Source organism: Dapis brunnea BLCC-M229 (genome assembly GCF_050015995.1).
In the GTDB taxonomy this organism is placed as follows: Bacteria; Cyanobacteriota; Cyanobacteriia; order Cyanobacteriales; family Microcoleaceae; genus Trichodesmium.
This window is the reverse complement of record NZ_JBNHEP010000160.1, coordinates 11,509-32,578: the sequence shown is the minus strand read 5'-3', so window position 1 is coordinate 32,578 and position 21,070 is coordinate 11,509. Positions and strand designations below refer to the sequence as shown.

11 protein-coding genes are annotated in these 21,070 nt (G+C 33.8%); 5 read left to right on the top strand and 6 right to left on the bottom strand.

What is annotated here, in order from left to right; all coding sequences use genetic code 11:
* Positions 1 to 817: 817 nt before the first annotated feature.
* Positions 818 to 934 (bottom strand): ribbon-helix-helix domain-containing protein, encoded by a 117-nt coding sequence (locus ACP6PM_RS18975; RefSeq protein ID WP_426587336.1) that lies wholly within the window; start codon positions 932 to 934, stop codon positions 818 to 820.
* Positions 935 to 1,107: 173 nt separating this feature from the next.
* Between ACP6PM_RS18975 and ACP6PM_RS18970 the strand changes: the two genes are divergently transcribed.
* Positions 1,108 to 1,728 (top strand): hypothetical protein, encoded by a 621-nt coding sequence (locus ACP6PM_RS18970; protein ID WP_426587334.1) that lies wholly within the window; start codon positions 1,108 to 1,110, stop codon positions 1,726 to 1,728.
* Between the two features lie 491 nt (positions 1,729 to 2,219).
* Here the strand turns inward: ACP6PM_RS18970 and ACP6PM_RS18965 are convergent, their stop codons facing one another.
* Both ACP6PM_RS18965 and ACP6PM_RS18960 read right to left on the bottom strand, forming a co-directional pair.
* The gene (locus tag ACP6PM_RS18965) at positions 2,220 to 3,035 is read right to left on the bottom strand and encodes a phytanoyl-CoA dioxygenase family protein (protein ID WP_426587332.1); all 816 of its coding nucleotides are present in this window, start codon (positions 3,033 to 3,035) and stop codon (positions 2,220 to 2,222) included.
* A gap of 565 nt (positions 3,036 to 3,600) precedes the next feature.
* Positions 3,601 to 5,349 (bottom strand): hypothetical protein, encoded by a 1,749-nt coding sequence (locus tag ACP6PM_RS18960; protein WP_426587330.1) that lies wholly within the window; start codon positions 5,347 to 5,349, stop codon positions 3,601 to 3,603.
* Positions 5,350 to 6,587: 1,238 nt separating this feature from the next.
* Here ACP6PM_RS18960 and dndE point away from each other — a divergent pair.
* Both dndE and ACP6PM_RS18950 read left to right on the top strand, forming a co-directional pair.
* Entirely contained in the window at positions 6,588 to 6,974 is a 387-nt protein-coding gene (gene dndE, locus ACP6PM_RS18955) for a DNA sulfur modification protein DndE (RefSeq protein WP_426587328.1), read from the top strand.
* 425 nt (positions 6,975 to 7,399) lie between these two features.
* A complete protein-coding gene (locus ACP6PM_RS18950) occupies positions 7,400 to 7,825 on the top strand; it encodes a late competence development ComFB family protein (RefSeq protein ID WP_426587326.1) in 426 nt (141 codons plus the stop codon).
* 540 nt (positions 7,826 to 8,365) lie between these two features.
* Here ACP6PM_RS18950 and thiD read toward each other — a convergent pair.
* The 3 genes from thiD to ACP6PM_RS18935 all read right to left on the bottom strand — a co-directional run bounded on the left by thiD (position 8,366) and on the right by ACP6PM_RS18935 (position 12,291).
* Positions 8,366 to 9,187 carry a bifunctional hydroxymethylpyrimidine kinase/phosphomethylpyrimidine kinase gene (gene thiD / locus ACP6PM_RS18945; RefSeq protein ID WP_426587324.1) on the bottom strand — a complete coding sequence of 274 codons (822 nt, stop codon included), beginning with the start codon at positions 9,185 to 9,187 and terminating at the stop codon, positions 8,366 to 8,368.
* A 461-nt stretch (positions 9,188 to 9,648) separates the two neighbouring features.
* Entirely contained in the window at positions 9,649 to 10,923 is a 1,275-nt protein-coding gene (gene ftsZ / locus ACP6PM_RS18940) for a cell division protein FtsZ (RefSeq protein WP_426587322.1), read from the bottom strand.
* 531 nt (positions 10,924 to 11,454) lie between these two features.
* Positions 11,455 to 12,291, bottom strand: coding sequence for a cell division protein FtsQ/DivIB (locus ACP6PM_RS18935; RefSeq protein ID WP_426587320.1), 837 nt, complete (start codon positions 12,289 to 12,291; stop codon positions 11,455 to 11,457).
* A 917-nt stretch (positions 12,292 to 13,208) separates the two neighbouring features.
* On the opposite strand from ACP6PM_RS18935, the gene ACP6PM_RS18930 reads away from it, so the two are divergent.
* Both ACP6PM_RS18930 and ACP6PM_RS18925 read left to right on the top strand, forming a co-directional pair.
* Positions 13,209 to 14,573 carry a P-loop NTPase fold protein gene (locus ACP6PM_RS18930; RefSeq protein ID WP_426587318.1) on the top strand — a complete coding sequence of 455 codons (1,365 nt, stop codon included), beginning with the start codon at positions 13,209 to 13,211 and terminating at the stop codon, positions 14,571 to 14,573.
* A gap of 771 nt (positions 14,574 to 15,344) precedes the next feature.
* Complete coding sequence (locus tag ACP6PM_RS18925; RefSeq protein ID WP_426587316.1) at positions 15,345 to 20,972, top strand: WD40 domain-containing protein; 5,628 nt, start codon at positions 15,345 to 15,347, stop codon at positions 20,970 to 20,972.
* Positions 20,973 to 21,070 lie beyond the last annotated feature (98 nt).

Here is a 21,070-nt window from a genome sequence, read left to right as displayed (position 1 = left end):
GTGCTTCAGAAAATGAATTTAATTATTGCGACCTACGCAATAGAAGAGAAAATTTCACTACCTACCTACATCCGGCGTGTGCTTCAGAAAATGAATTAATTATTGCTCTATACAAAATAGAAGGAAAATTTCACTATCCATCTACATCCGGCGTGCGCTTCAGAAAATGAATTAATTATTGCTCTATACAAAATAGAAGGAAAATTCCACTCCCCATCTACATCTAGGCGATCGCTATTTAAACAGAATCATAGCTAAAATCACCAACCCCCAATACCAGAAATATTTTCATCTTGTGAAGCTCCGTAAAGATTTTTTCCCTCATCAAATCTTTCTATCCATTCAGCAAGAATGGAAAGCGAGCGACATTTTCATTCTCTGAAGCACCAAAAAAAAATCCCGCGTCAAAAGATTTTCCCTTGCATCCTCACAAAAATTCTGATACTATAAAGTTTAGCTGGAGTTGTTCGCCTATACTCATGACTTTTTATTCAACTAAAATTCCTTGGTAAAAGACAATCAAATATTCAGGAATTTTTCTGAGGAGCAATAGCAGAAATATTTTCATCTTGTGAAGCTCCGCAAAGATTTTTCCCTCATCAAATCTTTCTATCCATTCTTGCTGAGTGGAAAGCGAGCGACATTTTCATTCTCTGAAGCACCAAAAAAAATCCCGCGTCAAAAGATTTTCTCTTGCATCCTCACAAAAATTCTGATACTATAAAATTTAGCTGGAGTTGTTCGCCTATACACATGACTTTTTATTCAACTAAAATTCCTGCTAAATACTCTCTGATGGGGTTTAGTTTCCAAACCCCTACAATGCCAATAATTGTAATCCTTCCCGAATAACTGCTAGTGCATCCTGATAGTTTCCACTCTCGATTTGCTCTTTAAAAAATTTTTCTATATCTGGAGTTAAGACAACATTCATAGTTTTACTCATTAGCTAAATAATCTTTTGATACTAATTAGAAATTATAGCAATTCTAATAAGTTGTAATATTTTATCATAGTGGTTTAGTCTCCTTTCCCCAAGTAAAAATTGGATAAGGAGATAGAAGCTATCCTTAATTGAAACTTTGGAATAGTCATTGTAGTGATTACATGAGCAATCTTTCTTACAGTAAATTTACATTAGAAAACGCCAAGAAAAATTTTGAATTAACCCTAGAAGAAGATCGAGATTTATTTGATAAAATTCAACCAGTTCAACCTTCTGAAATTCTCACAACCATCTTGCGAGAATATATTCCATTAGCAACTGCTATTAATACAGAAAAAGCTCGTTCTGAATTATTAATTTCTCAAATTTTAGCCGATGTTAGACGACAATTAAATTATCGAATCAGTCTCTTTTCAGGAACAGAATTTAATGTAGAAGCAGAATTAGGATTACAAGGATATTGTGATTTTTTGCTCAGTTTTTCCTCTGAACAATATTTTCTTACCGCTCCAGTTATTACCATCGTTGAAGCTAAAAACGAAAATATTATTCGAGGTTTAGGACAATGTGTTGCTAGTATGGTTGGAGCGCAATTATTTAATCAGCGAACTGGCAATCCAGTTAAGGTTATTTATGGTGCAGTTACAACCGGAACAAATTGGAAGTTTTTAACACTTGAAGAAAAAATTGTGCGTATTGATGCATTGGAATATTATGTCAAAGAAATTGATAAAATTTTAGGAATTATTTTGCAACCATTTCTTTCTTTAATTGATAAATGATTTAATTATTGCTCTATACGCAATAGTAGAAAATTTCCCCTACCCATCCACATCCGGCGTATGCTTCAGAAAATGATTTAATTATTGCTCTAGGCGATCGCTATTAAAACACAATCATAGCTAAAATTACCAACACCCAATACCATTGTGAAGCTCCTGAAAAAAATCGCGCGTCAAAGGATTTTCCGTTGCATCCTCACAAAAATTCTGATATCATAAAGTTTAATTGGCGTTATTCGTAAATTTACATGACTTTTTATTCAACTTTTTTTCCCTTGCTCAGAGGCAATTAAATATTCAGGAATTTTTCAAAATAGTGCATTTACAACTGGAACAAATGGGAAGTTTTTAACATTTGAAAAAAAATTGTGCGTATTGATGCAGGGGAATATTATGTCAAAGAAATTGATAAAATTTTAGGAATTATTTTGCAACCATTTCGAGAATATTTAGAGCAACAAAATTCTTGAATACTTGATCGCTAGATTTTCTTACCAGTATTTTTGATATGTTTGTATAAAATAACTAAAAAACTCCCTAGCATTCGGACTCAATTTTTCTAACAAGTCTAACTGCCCAAAACAAGTAATAAGTGGTACATAATAATCACAATGATTACCCCAAGCATAGATAAAATCTAAAGTACGTCTAGGTTTATTAACATCATAAACTCCCCGATGAATTCCCCAAGCATGAAATAATAAAGCATCTCCTTGATTCAGGAAAATTTTCTGTTTACCAGGCATATTATCATCCGTATTTAATTTCCCATTTTCTGATTTTCTAATCGATAATTCTTCTAGAGTATCCCACCTTTTTTCGGAACCAGGTACATATTCCAAATAATCATCCGCCAGAAAAGCTACTCGGAAATGTACGCCAGTATTATATTTAATTCTTTGTTTTTCTAGTTCAGCCTCTGGAGCTAAAAATTGTGTATCGCGATGCCAAATACCCTTCCAAGATTTATCAGCAGGATTAAAAAAATATTGGGTATTGTGGAAAAGAATTTTTTCACCAGAAATAAATTCTAAAATTTCGATAATTTTTCGTTCTGCAATAAATTCTAATAATTCTATTAACCAACTAGAGTTTTTGTAAAAGTAGTTATGCTCAGTTAAATATGCCATATTTGTTGTATTTGCAGCTTCTTCAATATTAGGTGATGCTGCTAGCCATTGTTGGAAAATATCATCACAGATAAGTTGTAATTTTTCTAGTTTTTTCGGTTCTAGGAAGTTGGGAAAAATGCAAAATCCTTGGTTTTCCCATTGATATTTAATATTAATTAGATTAGGTATTGGCATTACAGAGTTTTTTGAGGTAAATATAGGATATACAGAAGTTTCCTACTTGATTACGTAGGGTTTACTGAATAAGTTTTTTTGTTGAAGTAGGGAGTAGTTAAGAATTAGGAGGAGCAGGGAGTTGTAGAAGAGTAATCGTTCATCATAGCCACTTAAATTTTCTGCCTCACGTTGCTCCAAAATGCTTAATTTTTCAGCTTTATTAACACAAAAGCTGGTACTTTTTCTAGACAATTAGTTTCTCAAACCATTAGAATGTAAATGCTTTTATATTTAATCAGCAAGCCCTACGTACATATATTTATAGTTTCAGGAAGTAGAGGAGATGGGTCGGAAGATAGGCAACAAGATTTCCTTTTTTTTTCAATATTTACTCCTTCTTCTTTTTTCCTTCTTCCCTTTTCCCTACTCCCTTCTTCAACAAAAAAATGTTACAAAAAAGTGCATCTCGAGATGGAAATACTTAAAAATAGCTTCTGCAATTTATTTTAGACAGCTATCTCTATCATTATTTCCTTTTTTTTCAATATTTACTCCTTCTTCTTTTTTCCTTCTTCCCTCTTCCCTACTCCCTACTCCCTACTCCCTTCTTCAATATACAATTAGCATCCAAAACAAATAAACTATCATTCTGAAAAACAGTACAAATAGGTATAGTCGTTGCCAAAGCAGGAATATATCCCAACTGCAAAAAAGTAACCGCATCCCGTGCAGATTCATATTGCATTAACCAACTATTATCCTCAACATATTCTGGCGTAAAACTACCACGATGTAGCATCCAAAAATCAACTCCATACTTTTGAATAAAATTTTTCACATCCGTTAAATCTGAACTATATTGAGCAACAATTAAATCTATAATTCGTTGGCGAAATTCACTATAATAACCAACCTGATAAGGAATAGCATATTCCCTACCCAACAAAATAGAACGTTGAGCAAATGTAGGTAATAAATTTGCCTCTTCCTCCAAAGAAGCAATCAGAATATCTTCAGGTTGTTCTTGAAAAAATTCATATAAATCTGTAGCTCTTCCCACCTTATATTTAACCAGAGGAAAACCTTTAACAAAAGCAGGATATAACACCAGAAATGCCAGAATTAAAGTTGTTAAAGTTAAAGAAATAATAGCCTGAAATTTAATAGGAGACTTTTGTATATTTTCTGCCCAATTAAACAAAGCATCAATAATCAAAGTAAGAGCGATCGCCGTTGTCAAAGCAATAATTATTCGGAAACTTAATCCTGTATATCTACTAGGAAGATGTAACCGAAAAAGTAAAGCATGAGCAATAAAAAACATTCCCAAAGATGAGAGTAATAAATGCACTAATAACCAAATACGACTCGTAATATTTTTAATTAAAGGAAAAGCAGAACGAAAAGATAATAAAAACGGCAATACTAACCCCGCACATTGAGTAGCAGGAGTAAATAAAGACTTAGGAAACATCCCACTACGTTTACCAGTTAACCAAAAATCTTTAGGATGAACGTGAAAAAATGTACTCCTCCCATTTGGATAAAACTCTCTTAACTTCATAGCTGCTTCTCGACTAATAGCAGGTCCGAATTCTGAAGAACTTAAAGCATAAGGTAATAAAACAAAAAATGCCGTACTTAAACCAACTCCACAAAGTAGAAAATCTTGTTTTTCTGATGATAATTTAAATCTGCCATCTCTCCAGCAAATTAATCTCAAAATTAGCATTCCAGAAGCAATAAAAACATACTGCGGATAAAATAATCCCACCAGAGCGATCGCCATCCCCATTCTAACTAAAGAACCACGGATTAAATAATATAAAAAAGCCAAAAAAAATGGATAAACAAATGCTCTAGGAGTAGCCGAAGCCACATCATCTTTCATCCAAATAGCCTGATTCATTACCAAAGCTGCAATAAATCCTGCCATGGGAACTGGTAAAATTTCTAAACAGATTCTAAAAATATAATAGGTGCAGATTAAACCTAAAATAAAAGGAATAATTTTCGCTAAAATAAAAGGATTAATTCCTATAAATGCAGCACTTTTATAAAGCGAAGTATATCCTGCGGGAGCTACTGACTGAAAATAGTCAGCAATTAAATCGTTAGGGAATAAATCAGGATTAAAAAAACGTTGCATCCAAAAAATATGTTGTCTGGCATCATCTTGCACACTAAGACTACTAACAAAAGCTTTTTTAAGTGCCAAAAAACCATAAAACACAGCAAAAGTCATGCTAAGACTAAACCAAAATATTACCCCTCGATACGATTTTTTATTGATAGGATAAGTCAAAAAATTATGTAAATTTGAAATTAACATTTACCATGAAAAATTTATCGATAGGGCTAATTTTAACAGATATTTAAAATATTTTTTTATGCTATTGCTATATAATTTTTTTTCTCCAACTTTTCCGAAAAATACCATGTATGAAAAAAGAATGTTACGAATAATAAGCAGTATTAAAAGACTCGATAGTCCATGTATATTTGACGAAAAAGATAAATTACGAGATAAAAAATGATATCAAACTTATTCATTCTAACTCCTGTCTCTTGACTTCCCCTCCTGGCTCCCCTCCTGGGAGGGGCGGGGGTGGGTTGGGTTAGGAGTGGGTTTACTTCTAAGAAATAGCCTAACTATTTGTAGCAAACATTTATCAATTTGGTATAACTACCATTAGTAATATCATAGTTAGTCGGTATATAGTATTTTCATTAAAAACGTCAACTAGGATTAATGAAAAAAAGGAAACAGCAATTACTGAGAATAGGGAAAAATACGAAATAATTTGATAACTTTTGGGAGATTAGGAGGAATAAGGAGTTCCGTTCAGAACTTAAATTAAATTGCTATAAACATAAAAATATTATGTTGCTTATAAACTTTTATGAGGTTTGCTGATAAACTTTTTCGGCAAATTTTTACAGTCTTAATATAGGTTTTAACCATATACTTATATACTTAATTTGTTACAAAAGTTTAGAATTAACAGATTAAGTTTAGGTTATAGTTCAAGATATGTAGTCGTCAAGCACTTTAGGTATAAATACAAAGCTTTAAATATTGATTTGTATCAATAATCTCTAAATATAGAAATCTTATGTTAGTTGTGAGATATTGTAAACTTTGAGGGCACAGGGAATATTCAAATTCTCACATCTGATTGTTATATTTTTTTACTAAATATCAGGTAAATAACTTATTGAAACTATCAATAAATATAGTAGTAAAGTGTTATGTTGAATTTTTTTTCAGATGAGGCAGCAGGCAACTGGCAATAGTTAATAGGAAAGGAATTTAGGCAAATTTTCCTAATTTGAGAAAATGAAAATATAGTTGAAATATATTTTACCTGAATCCCAAATAAATTCTCATAAGACCTTTTGCAAAAGTTTTAATTAAATAAATTCAATATCTAAAATTAACAATTTCATCTCCCTATTCCCTATTCCCTATTCCCTATTCCCTGACTTCTGCAAGAAGTCTATAGATTAAAGCAACTGAAAAAAATCTAATTTCATCCCAATCATACATAGTTATATCTAATACCTTTTATGGAACCACCAATTGAACGAATACGACTTTCTCAAGTAGCCAAAGAACAGTTAACAAAACTTAAACGTAATACTAAAATTGACCAGTGGAATATCCTTTGTCGTTGGGCATTCTGTTGCTCTTTGGCAGAATCAAGTATTCCCTCTCCAGTGCCAATTCCTGCTGATAGCAATTTAGAATTAACATGGAGAATTTTTGGCGGGAAATTTTCTGACATATTGTTGTTGGCTCTTAAGCAACGTTGCTATAATGAAGGAATAGGTATAGAGCAAGAAACTTTGGCCACTCAATTTAGGCTACATTTGCATCGAGGTATTGGATATTTAGCTGGTAACCAAAATATAAAAAAGATAGAAGACTTAATCGTAACTGTTATTTCCTCATAATCAAATCTCTATTCACTAAGAGACTGTTTGTAAAATAAGTATTAAGAGAACATGCGAGTGACTAAAATCTAAAAGCGGTAATACTTCAAGAGATTGAAATTTGGTAGGTAGAGAAGTATTCAGTACATATATTCCTAGATTTTTAAGCGACAAATATTTGTCTTGATTTCTTCCTCCTTATTCCCTATTCCCTATTCCCTATTCCCTGTTCCCTGTTCCCTGTTCCCTGTTCCCTGTTCCCTATCTCCTTTTTATATTTCCTTTACAAACAATCTCTAATTAATTAATAGTAATAGTAATAGTAGTAGTTCTTTGAAATTAATTAATTAATTAATTAATTGAGGTATTCTAATCATAAACTTGAAGTTAAAACAGCTATAATTAAGTAAAAAAAATGTAGATCAGAAGGAAATAGGAAAATAATTATGGTAGTTAATTCTAAAAAGAAATATATAAATATTATGGAACAAATGGTAGCAGATGAAGTAAATCGTCAAATTACTTTACTTCCTCAAAAGTTAGCCAAATATATTAAGCGAGCTGATGTAGAAACTTATGCCCTGAATCGTCTCCCTCCCCTATATGCTTCAAGTAAGGAAGGTTGGAAGTTCCAAACAAAAAAAGCAGAAGAAGATTATCAAAAGCAGATTGTTGCAGGAGTACGTCATGCTTTTGCTGCGGTACAAAGAGATCTTCTGAAAAGCTCAACTCCTTTATTTGTAGAAGAAACTCAAAAAGCATTTTCCTCAAAACCAGCATCGCCATCTACTTCAGAATCTGAAGAAAACAAGAGCAAAAACTATAGCTGGCATCATAGTCGCTACTATCGCTTAGGGAGTGCTAGAAAATAAATATATTTTGAAATGGCTGATATTTGCGAGTAAACTATTAGCCATTTTATAGATATTTATAGCGCTACTTGAATCGGGAATAGTAGAATAGGGAATAGGGAATAGTAGACTGTGAAAAGGTACAGGATTTATAAATGTCAAATACCTGAATGCTTAGTGCTATATTAGCAAATTTTTATAATTTTTATCCATATTAGTAATAGTAAAAAAATAGATTCTCAATCAATCAAACTATTAGACATATCCAAAAATAAAAAATTAAATCAATCCCATACGCATAAACCGTCAATTATTTTCCCTTAATCCCTACTCCCTACTCCCTCTTTTCTGGAGATTTCTATTGCAGGATGGCAGAAATAACTGGTCAGTTACAAAATCCCAAAAGCCTTACAAATCAATATTTTTGATTTTTAACTGTCTTGAGTCCGTCTGACATTTTATTTGCGGAGTGTTTTCCCTGGGAAATAGAGACTTAGAATTACTCACTTGTGTAGCGACACTATCTACTTCCAAGAATACAAATAAGATTATGTTGATTAATTAAGTGTTTAATAACAAAGGGAAAAAATGTCCGATAGGACCTTGACCGTGACCAATTTCCAAAGCATATTTTAAAGCATTTGTCACATAATCCTTAGCCAATTTAACAGCAGAAAATAAATCTTTCCCTTGGGCTAAATTAGCTGCTATTGCTGCTGAAAGAGTACAACCAGTACCATGAGTATTAGTAGTATCAACTGTGGCAGTTGTCAAAGTTTCAAAGCACTCCCCATCAAACCAAACATCTACTCCTCGGAAATTATGCTTGAGAGCCCCTCCCTTTACCAAAACAGTCTTGACCCCTAATTTGTGAATTTTCTCAGCCGCCAGTCGCATATCATCAATATCATTAATACTAAAACCCGTAAAAATCTGGGCCTCATAAATATTAGGAGTAACAATACTGGCCTTTGGGAGCAAAAAATTCCGTAAAGCTCCCACTGCCGAATCATCAATCAACTGAACACCTGCACGGGATACCATTACTGGGTCTACCACCAATTGTTTTAAACTTAAAGCTTCCACTGCCTCAGCCACAGCCAAAATAATCTTTTGGTTTAGTAACATTCCTGTTTTAGTAGCGTGGACACCTATATCTTTAACAACCGCTTCAATTTGTGCTTTGACCGCCTCTGGTAACAAAGCATCAACCCTATTCACTCCCAAAGTATTTTGAGCAGTGATACAAGTCAAAGCACTTGTACCATGAACACAGTGAAAAGCAAAAGTACGCAAGTCTGCCTGAATACCTGCTCCACCGCCACTATCAGAACCAGCAATAGTCAAAGCAACAGGAATACTTGATGCCATTAAATTAGCCATAACATTTTATAGAAAGAATTTATAGGGCTAACTACTGAAGTAGAATAATTGGACATATCTAGATCGATCTTATAAAATGAATGTTTGAAAGTTTGCTACAATTTATTTATAGAAAGCAATAACCAAGATTATAAAAATCGACTTAAACTTTTAAGAGGTTATGGCCAATGGTAAATAGCTAGGAGAAAGGTGCTTGAGAAATCCATTAACCTTAAATGTCCTGAAAATAATGGAACACAGTTGCAAAGTTTTCAAGATTTATTTCCATATTAGTTAGTAAGTTAGTAGGTGGAGTTCCCACCGATTTTAAGCCTGTGGAGAGAATAAGTTACAGACTGCGGTCGGTGGTTCTCACAGAAGCACCGAAGCTAATCTCCAAAGCTCAAAATACCATTTTGGTTAAGTTTGGGTAAGTTCAGTAGAACGGAGTTAGATATCAAGAAATTTGCTTTGCTTTAATCTTATCTATTAGGATTAGGTGGATTTCGTCGCCTTTGCAGAAAGTCAGGAATATCTAATCCTGGTAATTTTTTTTGCGGTTCAGGAGTTTGAGTAGGAGTATTTGTAGAACTCGGCATTGGTCGTCTTGGTTGTACCTTTTCCTGGGTAGGGTTAGTTTGTAATTCCCCAGTAAAACCAGTAGCTATCACAGTAATTTTGATTTCTCCCTGAAGTTTTTCATCAATTACAGCACCAAAAATAATATTGGCATTAGGATCGACAACTTCATAGATAATCTCAGCAGCAGCATTAACCTCATGTAAAGTTAAATCAGTACCTCCAGTAATATTAAATACAACTCCTCTTGCTCCTTCAATGGAAGACTCAAGCAAAGGAGAAGAGATTGCCATATTGGCTGCTTCCCTTGCCCTAGACTTACCAGATCCCATACCAATTCCCATCAACGCCGAACCAGCATCAGCCATAACTGCTCTGACATCAGCAAAGTCAACATTTACTAATCCAGGCACAGTAATAATATCTGAAATCCCCTGTATACCTTGACGCAAGATATCATCTGCTATTCTAAAAGCTTCTTGTACGGGAGTTTGTTCATTAATAACAGATAGCAAGCGATTATTGGGGATTACGATTAAAGTATCTACTCTGGTTTGTAGAGCAGTAATTCCTTCATCAGCTTGAGTAATTCGGCGTCTTCCCTCGAAAGTAAAAGGTCGAGTTACAACCCCTACTGTTAGAGAGCCTGCTTCTTTAGCAATTTCAGCTATAACTGGAGCAGCGCCAGTACCTGTACCGCCTCCCATTCCAGCAGTAATAAATACTAGATCGGGATGATCTAAAGCATTAGCTATTTCATCTCTAGATTCTTCCGCTGCTTTTTGCCCAATAGCAGGATTACCCCCAGCCCCCAAGCCTCTTGTCAGTTTTTGTCCAAGTTGTAGGCGTTTAGGAGCATGGGACAGAGTTAAGGCTTGGGCATCTGTGTTAACCGTCCAAAATTCTATACCAGAGACCTCACTAGCAATCATTCGGTTAACAGCATTGCCGCCACCCCCTCCCACACCAATTACTTTGATTTTTGCCGCATTACTTGGCACGATATCATCACTCCTGGATTCTTCTTTTGTTATACTCTTGGGGTCATAATTTTGTTCTCCATACAATCCTGAGCTATTACCAAATGGATTAGAGATATTTTTTGGCAATGGAAAATTTCCTTGTCCTTGAGATTGGGGAATTTCATGGTTGACCCCTTGTTGATTATTCACTATCATTATTGGGGATGGTAGATATACAGTTTTTTTTACTCTAAGTTAGTTTATAGCTTACCAGGATGGCTCTTGGCAGAGATTAATCAATCATATTCTAAAATATGTTGCAATATAATCCAACAACCGGAGAATGTTTATTCATTTGGCTTTTTTGGGAACTTTCGTAATACTGAAGCGTCTCTAACAAAATTTTTATATATTTTTACAGTTTTCTGAAGATTTCCATTGGCAACTTTTGATAACTGTTTTATAAACATTCAGCTATTATTTGGTCGGCTCTCAGGTATGATGGAAATCAAACAACTGCTAAAATTAATAGTTTAGCTTTTATCCATACTTTAAATTATTCCTCAATACTTCAATACTAATTCCACTTCTGGCTGACAATTAAGTTAATAGCTGATGGCTAATAGCTGACCGCTATTTGTGCAGCATTCCCCAGGAAATGCTTACACTGTTCTTTCCTTTTGAATAGTTTTTCTGCAACTCAAGGTCACTTCTCAAAATACTTTTAAATTAGAAATTTTTGTAGATTTAATTTGACTGAATCTTAATTGCTCTAGATTTATTTGGTAACTGAATTAAAGGAGATTCTGGATTTTTTAGATCGATATAGGCCATTCGGCGAACATCAATTTTATTCGGCAATTCTCGCATCCTGTCTAAGACATTTAATTGTTCATTAAATCGAGAGCTGTACTGTCCGAGATGTACTAATCCTAACTCAGTTGTCAGAATTAAATTTCCTGGATCTTCCCAATTAATCTCAAATACTTTAACAGGACTACGACTTAAACTTTGGTATAGAGGACGCCAATATTGACGATACTGTTCAGTAAAACCAATTACTTTTAGAGTAGGTAAAGATTCAGTTCTTTCTAGAGCAGAAAAGCTTTCTAAAGGTATCCAGTTGCCATAAGCATCTAACCATCCCATTTTTTGTGAGTTACTGGTACCTACCTTACTTTTAAATTGAGTAATTGCTACAGGGCGTCTTTCTGTAATCTCTATCCTTAAACTCGGAGGAAATAAATGACGACTAATTTTTGCCTTAGCAATTGGATTATGTGACTCTAAATTCTCAGCTAATATTTGTGGTTGAATTCCCCAAAGAGATTGAGGATAATCTAAAGTAATTAGAGATAATATTGCTCTGTCTGAAAGCAATTGATTACCTTCTACAGTTAATTGTTCTTGTTTAGTTATTAGCCAAATTGGCTGAGTAATTGACCACAGTAAACCTGATGCTAAACCACTAACTGCTAGTATTTGCCAGATTATAATTACTAATTTTATACGCCTTTGACGGCGTAATGTTTGTCGCCGACTTGCTAAATCTGATTGAGAAACCGCTCCAATACTATTAGCCATTTACTTAATTCATTCAAAATCTTAAAAAGTTTGCTAAATATCCTGAAAAAAGGTGTTATACCAAATTGATAAATCTTTGATACAAATAGCTAGGCTATTTATTAGGAGTCAGGAGTCAGGAGTTAGGAGTTAGGAGTCAGAATGAAATGCTTTTATATTATTTTTTAGATTGAAACTTATCTTTTTAGTTAAAGGGAAATCTACTGTAAAATCTTTTACCGATCCCAATTATTCATAACATTCTTTTTTCAAATTAGTGGTAGATGCTAGGGAAAAATATCAAATGATCAAGTAGTTTTAAGGTTCAATCATAAATCTTGAATAAGTGGTATTATTTACTAATTAATATCCTTAAAATTAATCTTTTTTGATATAAATTTTAATATGGTTTAATCACATATTTTTGTATTTTTGTAATACGGATATGTTAATTTTTTTGGTTTCAAATTATTCAAATAGAGGATAAAAGTCATGTTTATTCAATCATCTAATTGATTTTCTTATAGAAGCTATTTGAGACCTATTTAAAAAGATAAGGGGAATATGGGGAGATGGGAAAATATGAGTATTTTTTAAGATTTTTTCTGTATACCCCTCTCCATCTCCTGACTCCTGTGCAAAAAACTTAATCACTGGGATTAATACCAAATGGTATATATAGCAATCCGCGAATTAGTTGTAATAATGTTTATAACAGTTAATTTTAACTGAAAACATTTAAAATTATGATTCCTGACTCCTGACTCCCAACTGCCACCAAAATATTACAACTTAAATAGGATTGCTATATTCTATTTCCTCTAGGGTAATGATTATTGATGCTTTTACCCCCAGGTGTTGACATACCTCTTGCCCAGATTAAAAGAATCCAGGAAAATAACACTTATCAATATTAAACAATACTACTTTTTTCGTACATGGGAAAACAAGTCTTAAGTGAACTAGACTTAATTAAATTTTACAAAGCTTGTAACCCAAGCAAGACCCTCATAGTAGGGAACCCTGAAGATCAACAATATTACATAGATTTTGCCAGTGTCAGGGGTAGTGACATTATCCGAAAGTTAGAAAGAACCATAACACTTTTATCTGAAAATCAACCATCTTGTCAACTCTTTACAGGACATATAGGTTGTGGTAAGTCTACTGAATTATTTCGACTCAAAGATAAATTAGAAAAACAGGGATATCACGTTGTTTACTTCGAATCTTCTGAAGATTTAGATATGGGAGATGTAGATATTAGTGATATTTTGCTGGCGATCGCTCGTCAAGTCAGCGAAAGTATGGAACAAACGAAAATTAAAATTAAACCAGGTTACTTCCAAAAGCTATTTACTGAAGTATCAGAAGTCTTACAAACCCCCATAGAACTTTCAACAGAAGCAGAATTATCTGTGGGAATTGCTAAAATTACTGCTAAAACTAAGAATTCCCCTAAACTACGTTCTCAATTAAGACAATACCTCGAACCTCGAACCAGCACTATTCTAGAATCAATAAATCAAGAATTACTTGAACGTGCCAATATAGAACTCAAACGCCGAGATAAGAAAGGACTTGTTGTTATTGTTGATAATCTAGACCGTGTAGATAACTCACCCAAATCCTGGGGACGTACTCAACCAGAATATTTATTTGTAGACCGAGGCGAACAACTCAAAAAACTAAACTGTCATGTAGTCTACACAATTCCCCTCACTTTAATGTTCTCTAATGATTATGGCAGATTATCTAGTCGATTTGGAGTTAAACCCAAAATATTACCAATGGTACCTGTGCAAACTAGGTGCAAAAAACCCACAATGGAACCTAATGATTATGAACCGGGAATGGCATTATTAAGAGAAATGGTATTAGCTAGAGCTTTTCCAGAAATACCTTCCCAACAACGTGTAGAATTGATCCCTACTATTTTTGACACTCCTGAAACCCTTGATAGACTTTGCCGCATCAGTGGGGGTCATATGCGACGACTATTAATGTTGCTCTACAGTTGTCTCCAACAAGAAGATCCTCCTTTCTCTAGTGAATGTTTAGAAAATGTGATTCAGGAATACCGAGACGATCTAATGAGAGCTATTACTGCTGATGAATGGGAGTTGTTATTTAAAGTAGTAGAAAATCAAAGAGTTACTGGGGAAGAAGAATGCCAAACTTTACTCAGGAGTATGTTTGTTTTTGAATATCGAGATCGGGATGGTCATTGGTTTGGCATTAATCCATTATTAGCAGAAACTCAAAAATATGCTAGTTGGATTAATAGTAATTATAGGGAATAGGGAATAGGGAATAGAGCGGAACGGAATTATACCAAATATCAAAAATCTTGCTGTATCTGATGGGGTGGGGAGTGTGGGGAGTGTGGGGAGTGTGGGGAGGAGTAAACATAAGAATAATAAATATTAACTTTGCTCAAATTAGCAAAAAGGTGAAAAAGGTGGCGTTAATTGCTTAATAACTGAAGTCCAACCTAAGTATAGGACTAATGCATGGTAATTGGTATTACCTAAATATTATAAGTTTAGGTAGACAAAATTATTTGTGTGTTTTTCGTCTATTTACTAATCAGTTATATTCCCTTTAGCTCTTACCGAAAAATTAAGGTATAAAGCCTCTCCATTCATGGAGAAAAAGCGGTCGGAAAGCGGAGCATTCCGTCAGGATGGGATGCTGAGGAAACCTAGCCATATCCAATCGACCAAGAGAGCAGTCGATCTTCGGAGCTTTCCGTAGGATGGGATGCTGAGGAAACCTAGCCATATCCAATCGACCAAGAGAAGAAAAAAAATTCCTTTTAGCCAATCCTATCCATTATAAGAAGAGGTAATTATTAATTATTAATTGTTAATTATTGAACTACCACTGCCAAAATATTAAATTAATTCTGTCTCGGTACTTAATATCCTGAATGTTTTAGGAGTACCAGATTATCTGGCAACTTCGTCTTTAATTCAGGAATATTCCTCCTTTTAAATATTTGATGATGAGAGTGAAAAAATAATTAAACTTTTAGTCTTTGACAGTAAATTAGGTAATAGTATTTAGTCAATATGAAAGCTTTTAAAAAATTGGAAGAAAGTATCATTTACAATCAGCGATCGCTCAAAAGACTGATTCGCTCTGTAACTCTTTCTCAAGGACAATTTTCACTTATTTTAGTTTGCTGTAACTATCAATACTTGCGGCAAACAATGATGATGGAAGTGAGAAAGCTATCTTCAATAAAAATTCAAGAAATAGTATTACCAAAAACTGTTAAAACTCTATATACAACAATTGATAAACAATTAGAAAATTTTCCCGAACCACCAGCAATAATGATATTTGACTTAGAGAAAGTAGAAGCAATAGATGAGTTACTAACTTCTACTAATCAAGTCAGGGATGAATTTCGGAAAAAATTCTGTTTTCCTCTAGTTTTGTGGATAACAGATGAATTATTAGCTAAATTAATTAGACTAGCACCAGATTTTAAAAGTTGGGCAGCAGCTACAATCAAATTTGAATTAGCGAGTTGTGATTTAATACATTTACTGAGACTAGAAATAGAGGATTATTGGATAGATAAGTCTGCTAATCAAAAACAACAATTAATACCATTATCAGAAAATCGTATAATTTCTCAGCTTTTACTTTCTAGTTGTGTCGATCAAGCCAACTGTTATGATTTTAAAGGCTTATCTAAAAATAAACGTCAAGAAATAGAGTTAGCTCTCAAAGACCTGAAAAATCGTGACAAAGATTTAGAACCTATTCTGGCAGCGAATATAGAATTAATTATTGGTCGAGATAACTACTATAATGAAGAGATAGATTACGCTATTGCTCATTATCAAAAAAGCCTAAATTTGTGGAAGTATGAAGTGAGGGAGCAATGTTATCTGCATCAACCAGAATATTCTAAATTACCAATCATTAGCCAGAGATTTATCCTGGAACAACAAGGAATAGTTTTATATAATATTGCCTTATGTTATTATCTTAAATCAACTCAAAATCTCCTAGATAATTGTCAAGAACTAGAAGAAGCAAAACTGAAACTTCAAGCATCGAAACAGCTTTTTGAAAAAGTTAATAGTTTTGCCTTAGTAGCTGAGGTAATCACAACATTAGGACAAGTGACAAAGCAGATGAAAGCTTGGGGAGCATTAGAAGCTATTGCCTTAGAAGGACTAAGAATACATCACGAATATGGAAATGAGTTGCAAATAGCACAAGATTACGGTTTTTTGGCAGAAGTTGCCCTGGAAAAACTAAATTGGGTTCAAGCTCAGAAGCTATCTGAAAGAGCACTTAATATTTTATTTTATGCGAAAAATATAACATTACCAACGGAAAAAAATAAATACTTATTTTTACTAGCAAAAAGCGTCAAAAAATTACATTACCCAGGAGAAGCAATTCAATATCTAGAATTTGCTAAAGCAACAGAGAAAAATGCAATTCAAAATAGTTTGAAAACTTCAGAAAGTAGAGACCCCAAACTTTATCTGGAGATTTTAACAGAATTACGATCGCTTTATTATGAACAAGGAAAATATTTACAAGCATTCCGCTTAAAAACAAGCCAGAGAAAAATTGCTCACCAATACGGACTTTTAGCCTTTATTGGTGCATCTCAGTTGCAAGCCCAAAAACAAAGTTATATCAAAGAATCATTAGATTACCAGAATACTTTACCCTCAGAAATAACTGCCTCTAGTCGTCAAAAAGATATTAATAATCTCCTGGAAAGAATAAGTCGAGATGACTATAAATTAACAGTTATCCATGGTCGCTCTGGTGTAGGAAAAAGTTCTTTAGTTAATGCAGGATTAGTACCAGCTTTAAACAATATTATTATTTCGGCACGAGATACTATACCAGTAGTAGTACAACTATATAGTGATTGGTTAGGAGAATTAGCACATTCTCTGGAAAAAGCATTACAAAAAAAAGAGAAAAATTTTCACGATCAAAATCTCATAAAGCCAGAAAAAAATTATACAGAAAATCAAGACTTGATCTCTCCTTCACCATCAAAAAACTCTAGTACAGAAGTAGAAAAAATTACTCCGTATTTATCCGCTATTACAGATAAATTCCAATTGATAGAATTATCAATTATAGCCCAATTAAAAAACAATGTTGAAAATAATTTATTAACAGTAATAGTATTCGATCAATTTGAAGAATTTTTCTTTATTAGCAATACTACTGAAGAGAGAGAAGCATTCTATACGTTTCTGGATAATTGTCTAAATATTCCCTTTGTCAAAGTAATTTTCTCCATGAGGGAAGATTATTTACATTATTTATTAGAATGTGACTTTATCAATTATCTAGATGTCATTAATAACAATATTTTAGACAAACAGATTCGTTACCATTTAAGAGATTTTTCTAGAGAAGATGCTTATGCTGTTATAGAATGCTTAACCAAAAGATCGAAATTTAATTTAGAACCACAATTAATTGATGCAATTGTTGATGGTTTAGCAGATGAAAAACAGCAAATTCGCCCGATAGAATTACAAGTAGTAGGAAGCCAACTGCAAGAAGAAAAACCCCCTATTCAAACCTTAGAGCAATTTCAAAAAAAATTCGGCATTAATCCGCAAAAGGCAAAAGAAAAACTGATCAAAAAGTTTTTAGACCAAGTAATTTTAGATTGTGGCAAGGAAAATGAAGAAGCTACTATGCAAATTTTATTTACACTGACTAATGATAATTTAACCAGAGCTAGTCGAACCGAAACAGAATTATTAGAAATAATTCAAAAATTTATAAAACCAAATTTTGCAGCAAAAAATCAATCTAAAAATTTTATTGAAAATCAACTTAATTATCTTCAAGAAAGCAAAAAACTGCTGCACTTAATTTTAGAAATATTAATCGACTCAGGATTATTATTTATCCGCAAAGAGTTCAATGAAAAACACTACCAGCTAGTTCACGATTATGTAGTAAAACCTATTCGTAAAAGGTTTAACTTAGAAGAGAGATTAAACCAGGCTGAACTGGAAATAAAACAAGCTGAAATTGCCAAGAATCAGGCAGAAACAGATAGAATAATTAGCCAAGCCCAACTAAATATAGTCTTAAAACGACAACTAGCAGCAGCAATTGTAGGAATTATATCAATGTCACTGTCAACTATTGCTGCATTAGGTTTTTGGCAGAAAACAATATTTCAAAAACAAGTAGCAACTGCTGAAAAACATCGGGCAGATATTAATAGTATGACTGCTGTTTCAGAAGCATTATTTTTCTCAGGTTATAAATTTGATGCTCTGATAGAAAGTATCAGAGCAGGTCAAAAATGGCAAAAAATCAAACAATTATTAGTAGAAAATAACCTATCAAATGATACAGAATATCGTATTGCAGCCTCTCTGCAGCAAGCAGTTTATGAAGTGAACGAATATAACCATTTAGAAGAACATAGTAATGCAGTTTGGAGTGTCATTTTTCATCCTGAAGGAAACTTAATTGCCTCTGCTAGTGCTGATAAAACTATTAAATTATGGAGTCGAGATGGCAAATTACAAAAAACTTTAAAAGCTCATACAGATAAAGTGAGTAGAATTAGCTTTAGTTCAGATGGAAAATATCTAGCTTCAGCTTCCCACGATCGGACAGTTAAAATCTGGAATCTTCAGCAACCAGAAATTGAACCTCTATCTCTCAAGAGTCATCGTGCTCCAGTAGTAACAGTCAACTTCAGTCCCAATAGCAAAATATTAGCATCAGGCTCACTAGACAAAACTATCAAAATTTGGACCAACACAGGTGTATTACTGAGAACCATCAAAACCAAAGCAGTTATCCAATGGGTTAGCTTTAGTCCAAATGGAAAAATCATTGCTGCTGCTAATGAAAATGGGACGGTACAGTTCTGGAATCTGAATGGTAAACTTTTGGCAACCTTAAAACATGGATATGGAAATTATAATGCCCCAGTCTACAGTGTCAATTTTTCTCCTGATGGTAAAAGTCTGGTAACAGCAAGTAGGGATAAAACAGTCAAAATTTGGAGTTTTTCGGGAAACAGACCTATTCTCAAAAAGACAATAACTGGGCACAAAAAACAAGTTATCAGTGCAAACTTTTCTCCTGATGGCAAAACAATAGCTTCCTCCAGTACAGACAAAACCATTAAAATTTGGGACCTAGATGGAACCCTTTTGAAAAGTTTTTCGGGTCATGGAGATACAGTTACTCAGGTTAGTTTCAGCCCAGATGGCCAAACTATGGCTTCAGCTAGCTATGACAAAACTATTAAGTTGTGGAATCTCAAAAATAGTTCTCTCAATATTTTGCAAGGACATCAACACAGAGTTCTTGATGTGAGTTTTAGTCAAGATGGTCAAATTTTAGCTTCTGCATCTCAAGACAATACTATTAAACTATGGAGTCGCACAGGTAAGTTACTAAATACTCTCAGAGGGCATACTGATAGAGTGGCAAGTGTAAGTTTTAGCCCAGATGGCCAGATCCTTGCTTCGGGTAGCTATGACAATACAGTAAAATTGTGGTACTTCAATTCTCCAGAGAAAATCTGGAACTTGGAATTGCTTGATGATCCTCAAAATTGGCAACCTTATGACAAAGATAATCAGCTTTTGTCTCTTAAGAATGAGAAAAGCACATCATATTTTAGGGAAGAGGGAAAAATTAAAGATGATTTGGCTAGTAAGTTGAGTTGTTTTGTGAGAGTGGGTAATTTTTGTCTTGTCCCTTTGCACAAAATTATTCCCTTTTTTCCGACAAATTTTTCCCTACTGCCACATCAGTCTTTTGAGTCAGAAAAATATCGCAGTTTGGTTAACATTACTCTTGATAGTCAAGTAGAAGTTCCTAGTAGACGACGATGTTTCCCAAGGTCAATAGGAACTATTTGTGTTGATTGGAATTGGAATACAACTTATCATTCCTCTCATTTTACCTCCAAGAATATCAATCTTATAGGACATACCAATCATGTGATGAGTGTCAGCTTTAGTCCAAATAATCAAATTATTGCTTCTAGTAGCAAAGATAAAACAGTAAAGTTGTGGAACCGTCAAGGCAAGTTGCTGAAAACTTTAGTTGGACATAAGGAATGGGTCAGTAGTGTTAGTTTTAGTCCAGATGGCAAAATGCTCGCCTCTGCTAGTGATGATGGTACGGTGAAACTATGGACTGACAAAGGTGTGCTGCTAAGAACTATTAATGCTCACAAGAATTGGATTTTGGGAGTAAGTTTTAGTCCTGATGGTCAGGCGATCGCTACAGGAAGTTTTGATAATACGGTAAAACTTTGGAGTATTAATGGTGAGTTACTGAAAACTTTTTTGAAAGGTGCTAGTGATAGTGTCACCAGTGTTAGTTTTAGCCCAGATGGTCAGGTTATTGCTTCATCTAGTTATGATGGTAAGGTTAAGCTCTGGAGTCTTTATGATGGTAGTTTATTAAAAACTTTGAGCAGTCACAAAGATAGTGTGATGAGTGTAAGTTTTAGTCCTGATGGTAAGTTGTTAGCTTCTGGTAGTAGAGATAATAATGTTATTTTGTGGAATTTAGCATTAGATGATTTGTTAAAAAAGGGTTGTAGTTGGGTGGATGATTATTTACGGACTAATCCTAATGTTTCTCAGAGCGATCGTCAACTTTGTCAGCACCCCACTCTAAAGAGACGAGGTTTCCGGCCTCGTTAATTTAGGTAGCTGACCCGCCTAAGTCTTAACTGACTACGTTGCATTTAAGTGCCAAAGTTCTCACCTTGGGATGCTCCACCAGTCCTGAGCTTCTGAAA

Bases quoted from the DNA above. Each gene is read 5' to 3' on its own strand.
- ACP6PM_RS18950 (WP_426587326.1), top strand. From the start codon at position 7,400: ATGGTAGTTAATTCTAAAAAGAAATATATAAATATTATGGAACAAATG.
- ACP6PM_RS18960 (WP_426587330.1), bottom strand. From the start codon at position 5,349: ATGTTAATTTCAAATTTACATAATTTTTTGACTTATCCTATCAATAAA.
- ACP6PM_RS18925 (WP_426587316.1), top strand. From the start codon at position 15,345: ATGAAAGCTTTTAAAAAATTGGAAGAAAGTATCATTTACAATCAGCGA.
- ACP6PM_RS18935 (WP_426587320.1), bottom strand. From the start codon at position 12,291: ATGGCTAATAGTATTGGAGCGGTTTCTCAATCAGATTTAGCAAGTCGG.
- ACP6PM_RS18965 (WP_426587332.1), bottom strand. From the start codon at position 3,035: ATGCCAATACCTAATCTAATTAATATTAAATATCAATGGGAAAACCAA.
- ftsZ (WP_426587322.1), bottom strand. From the start codon at position 10,923: ATGATAGTGAATAATCAACAAGGGGTCAACCATGAAATTCCCCAATCT.
- thiD (WP_426587324.1), bottom strand. From the start codon at position 9,187: ATGGCTAATTTAATGGCATCAAGTATTCCTGTTGCTTTGACTATTGCT.
- dndE (WP_426587328.1), top strand. From the start codon at position 6,588: ATGGAACCACCAATTGAACGAATACGACTTTCTCAAGTAGCCAAAGAA.
- ACP6PM_RS18975 (WP_426587336.1), bottom strand. From the start codon at position 934: ATGAATGTTGTCTTAACTCCAGATATAGAAAAATTTTTTAAAGAGCAA.
- ACP6PM_RS18970 (WP_426587334.1), top strand. From the start codon at position 1,108: ATGAGCAATCTTTCTTACAGTAAATTTACATTAGAAAACGCCAAGAAA.
- ACP6PM_RS18930 (WP_426587318.1), top strand. From the start codon at position 13,209: ATGGGAAAACAAGTCTTAAGTGAACTAGACTTAATTAAATTTTACAAA.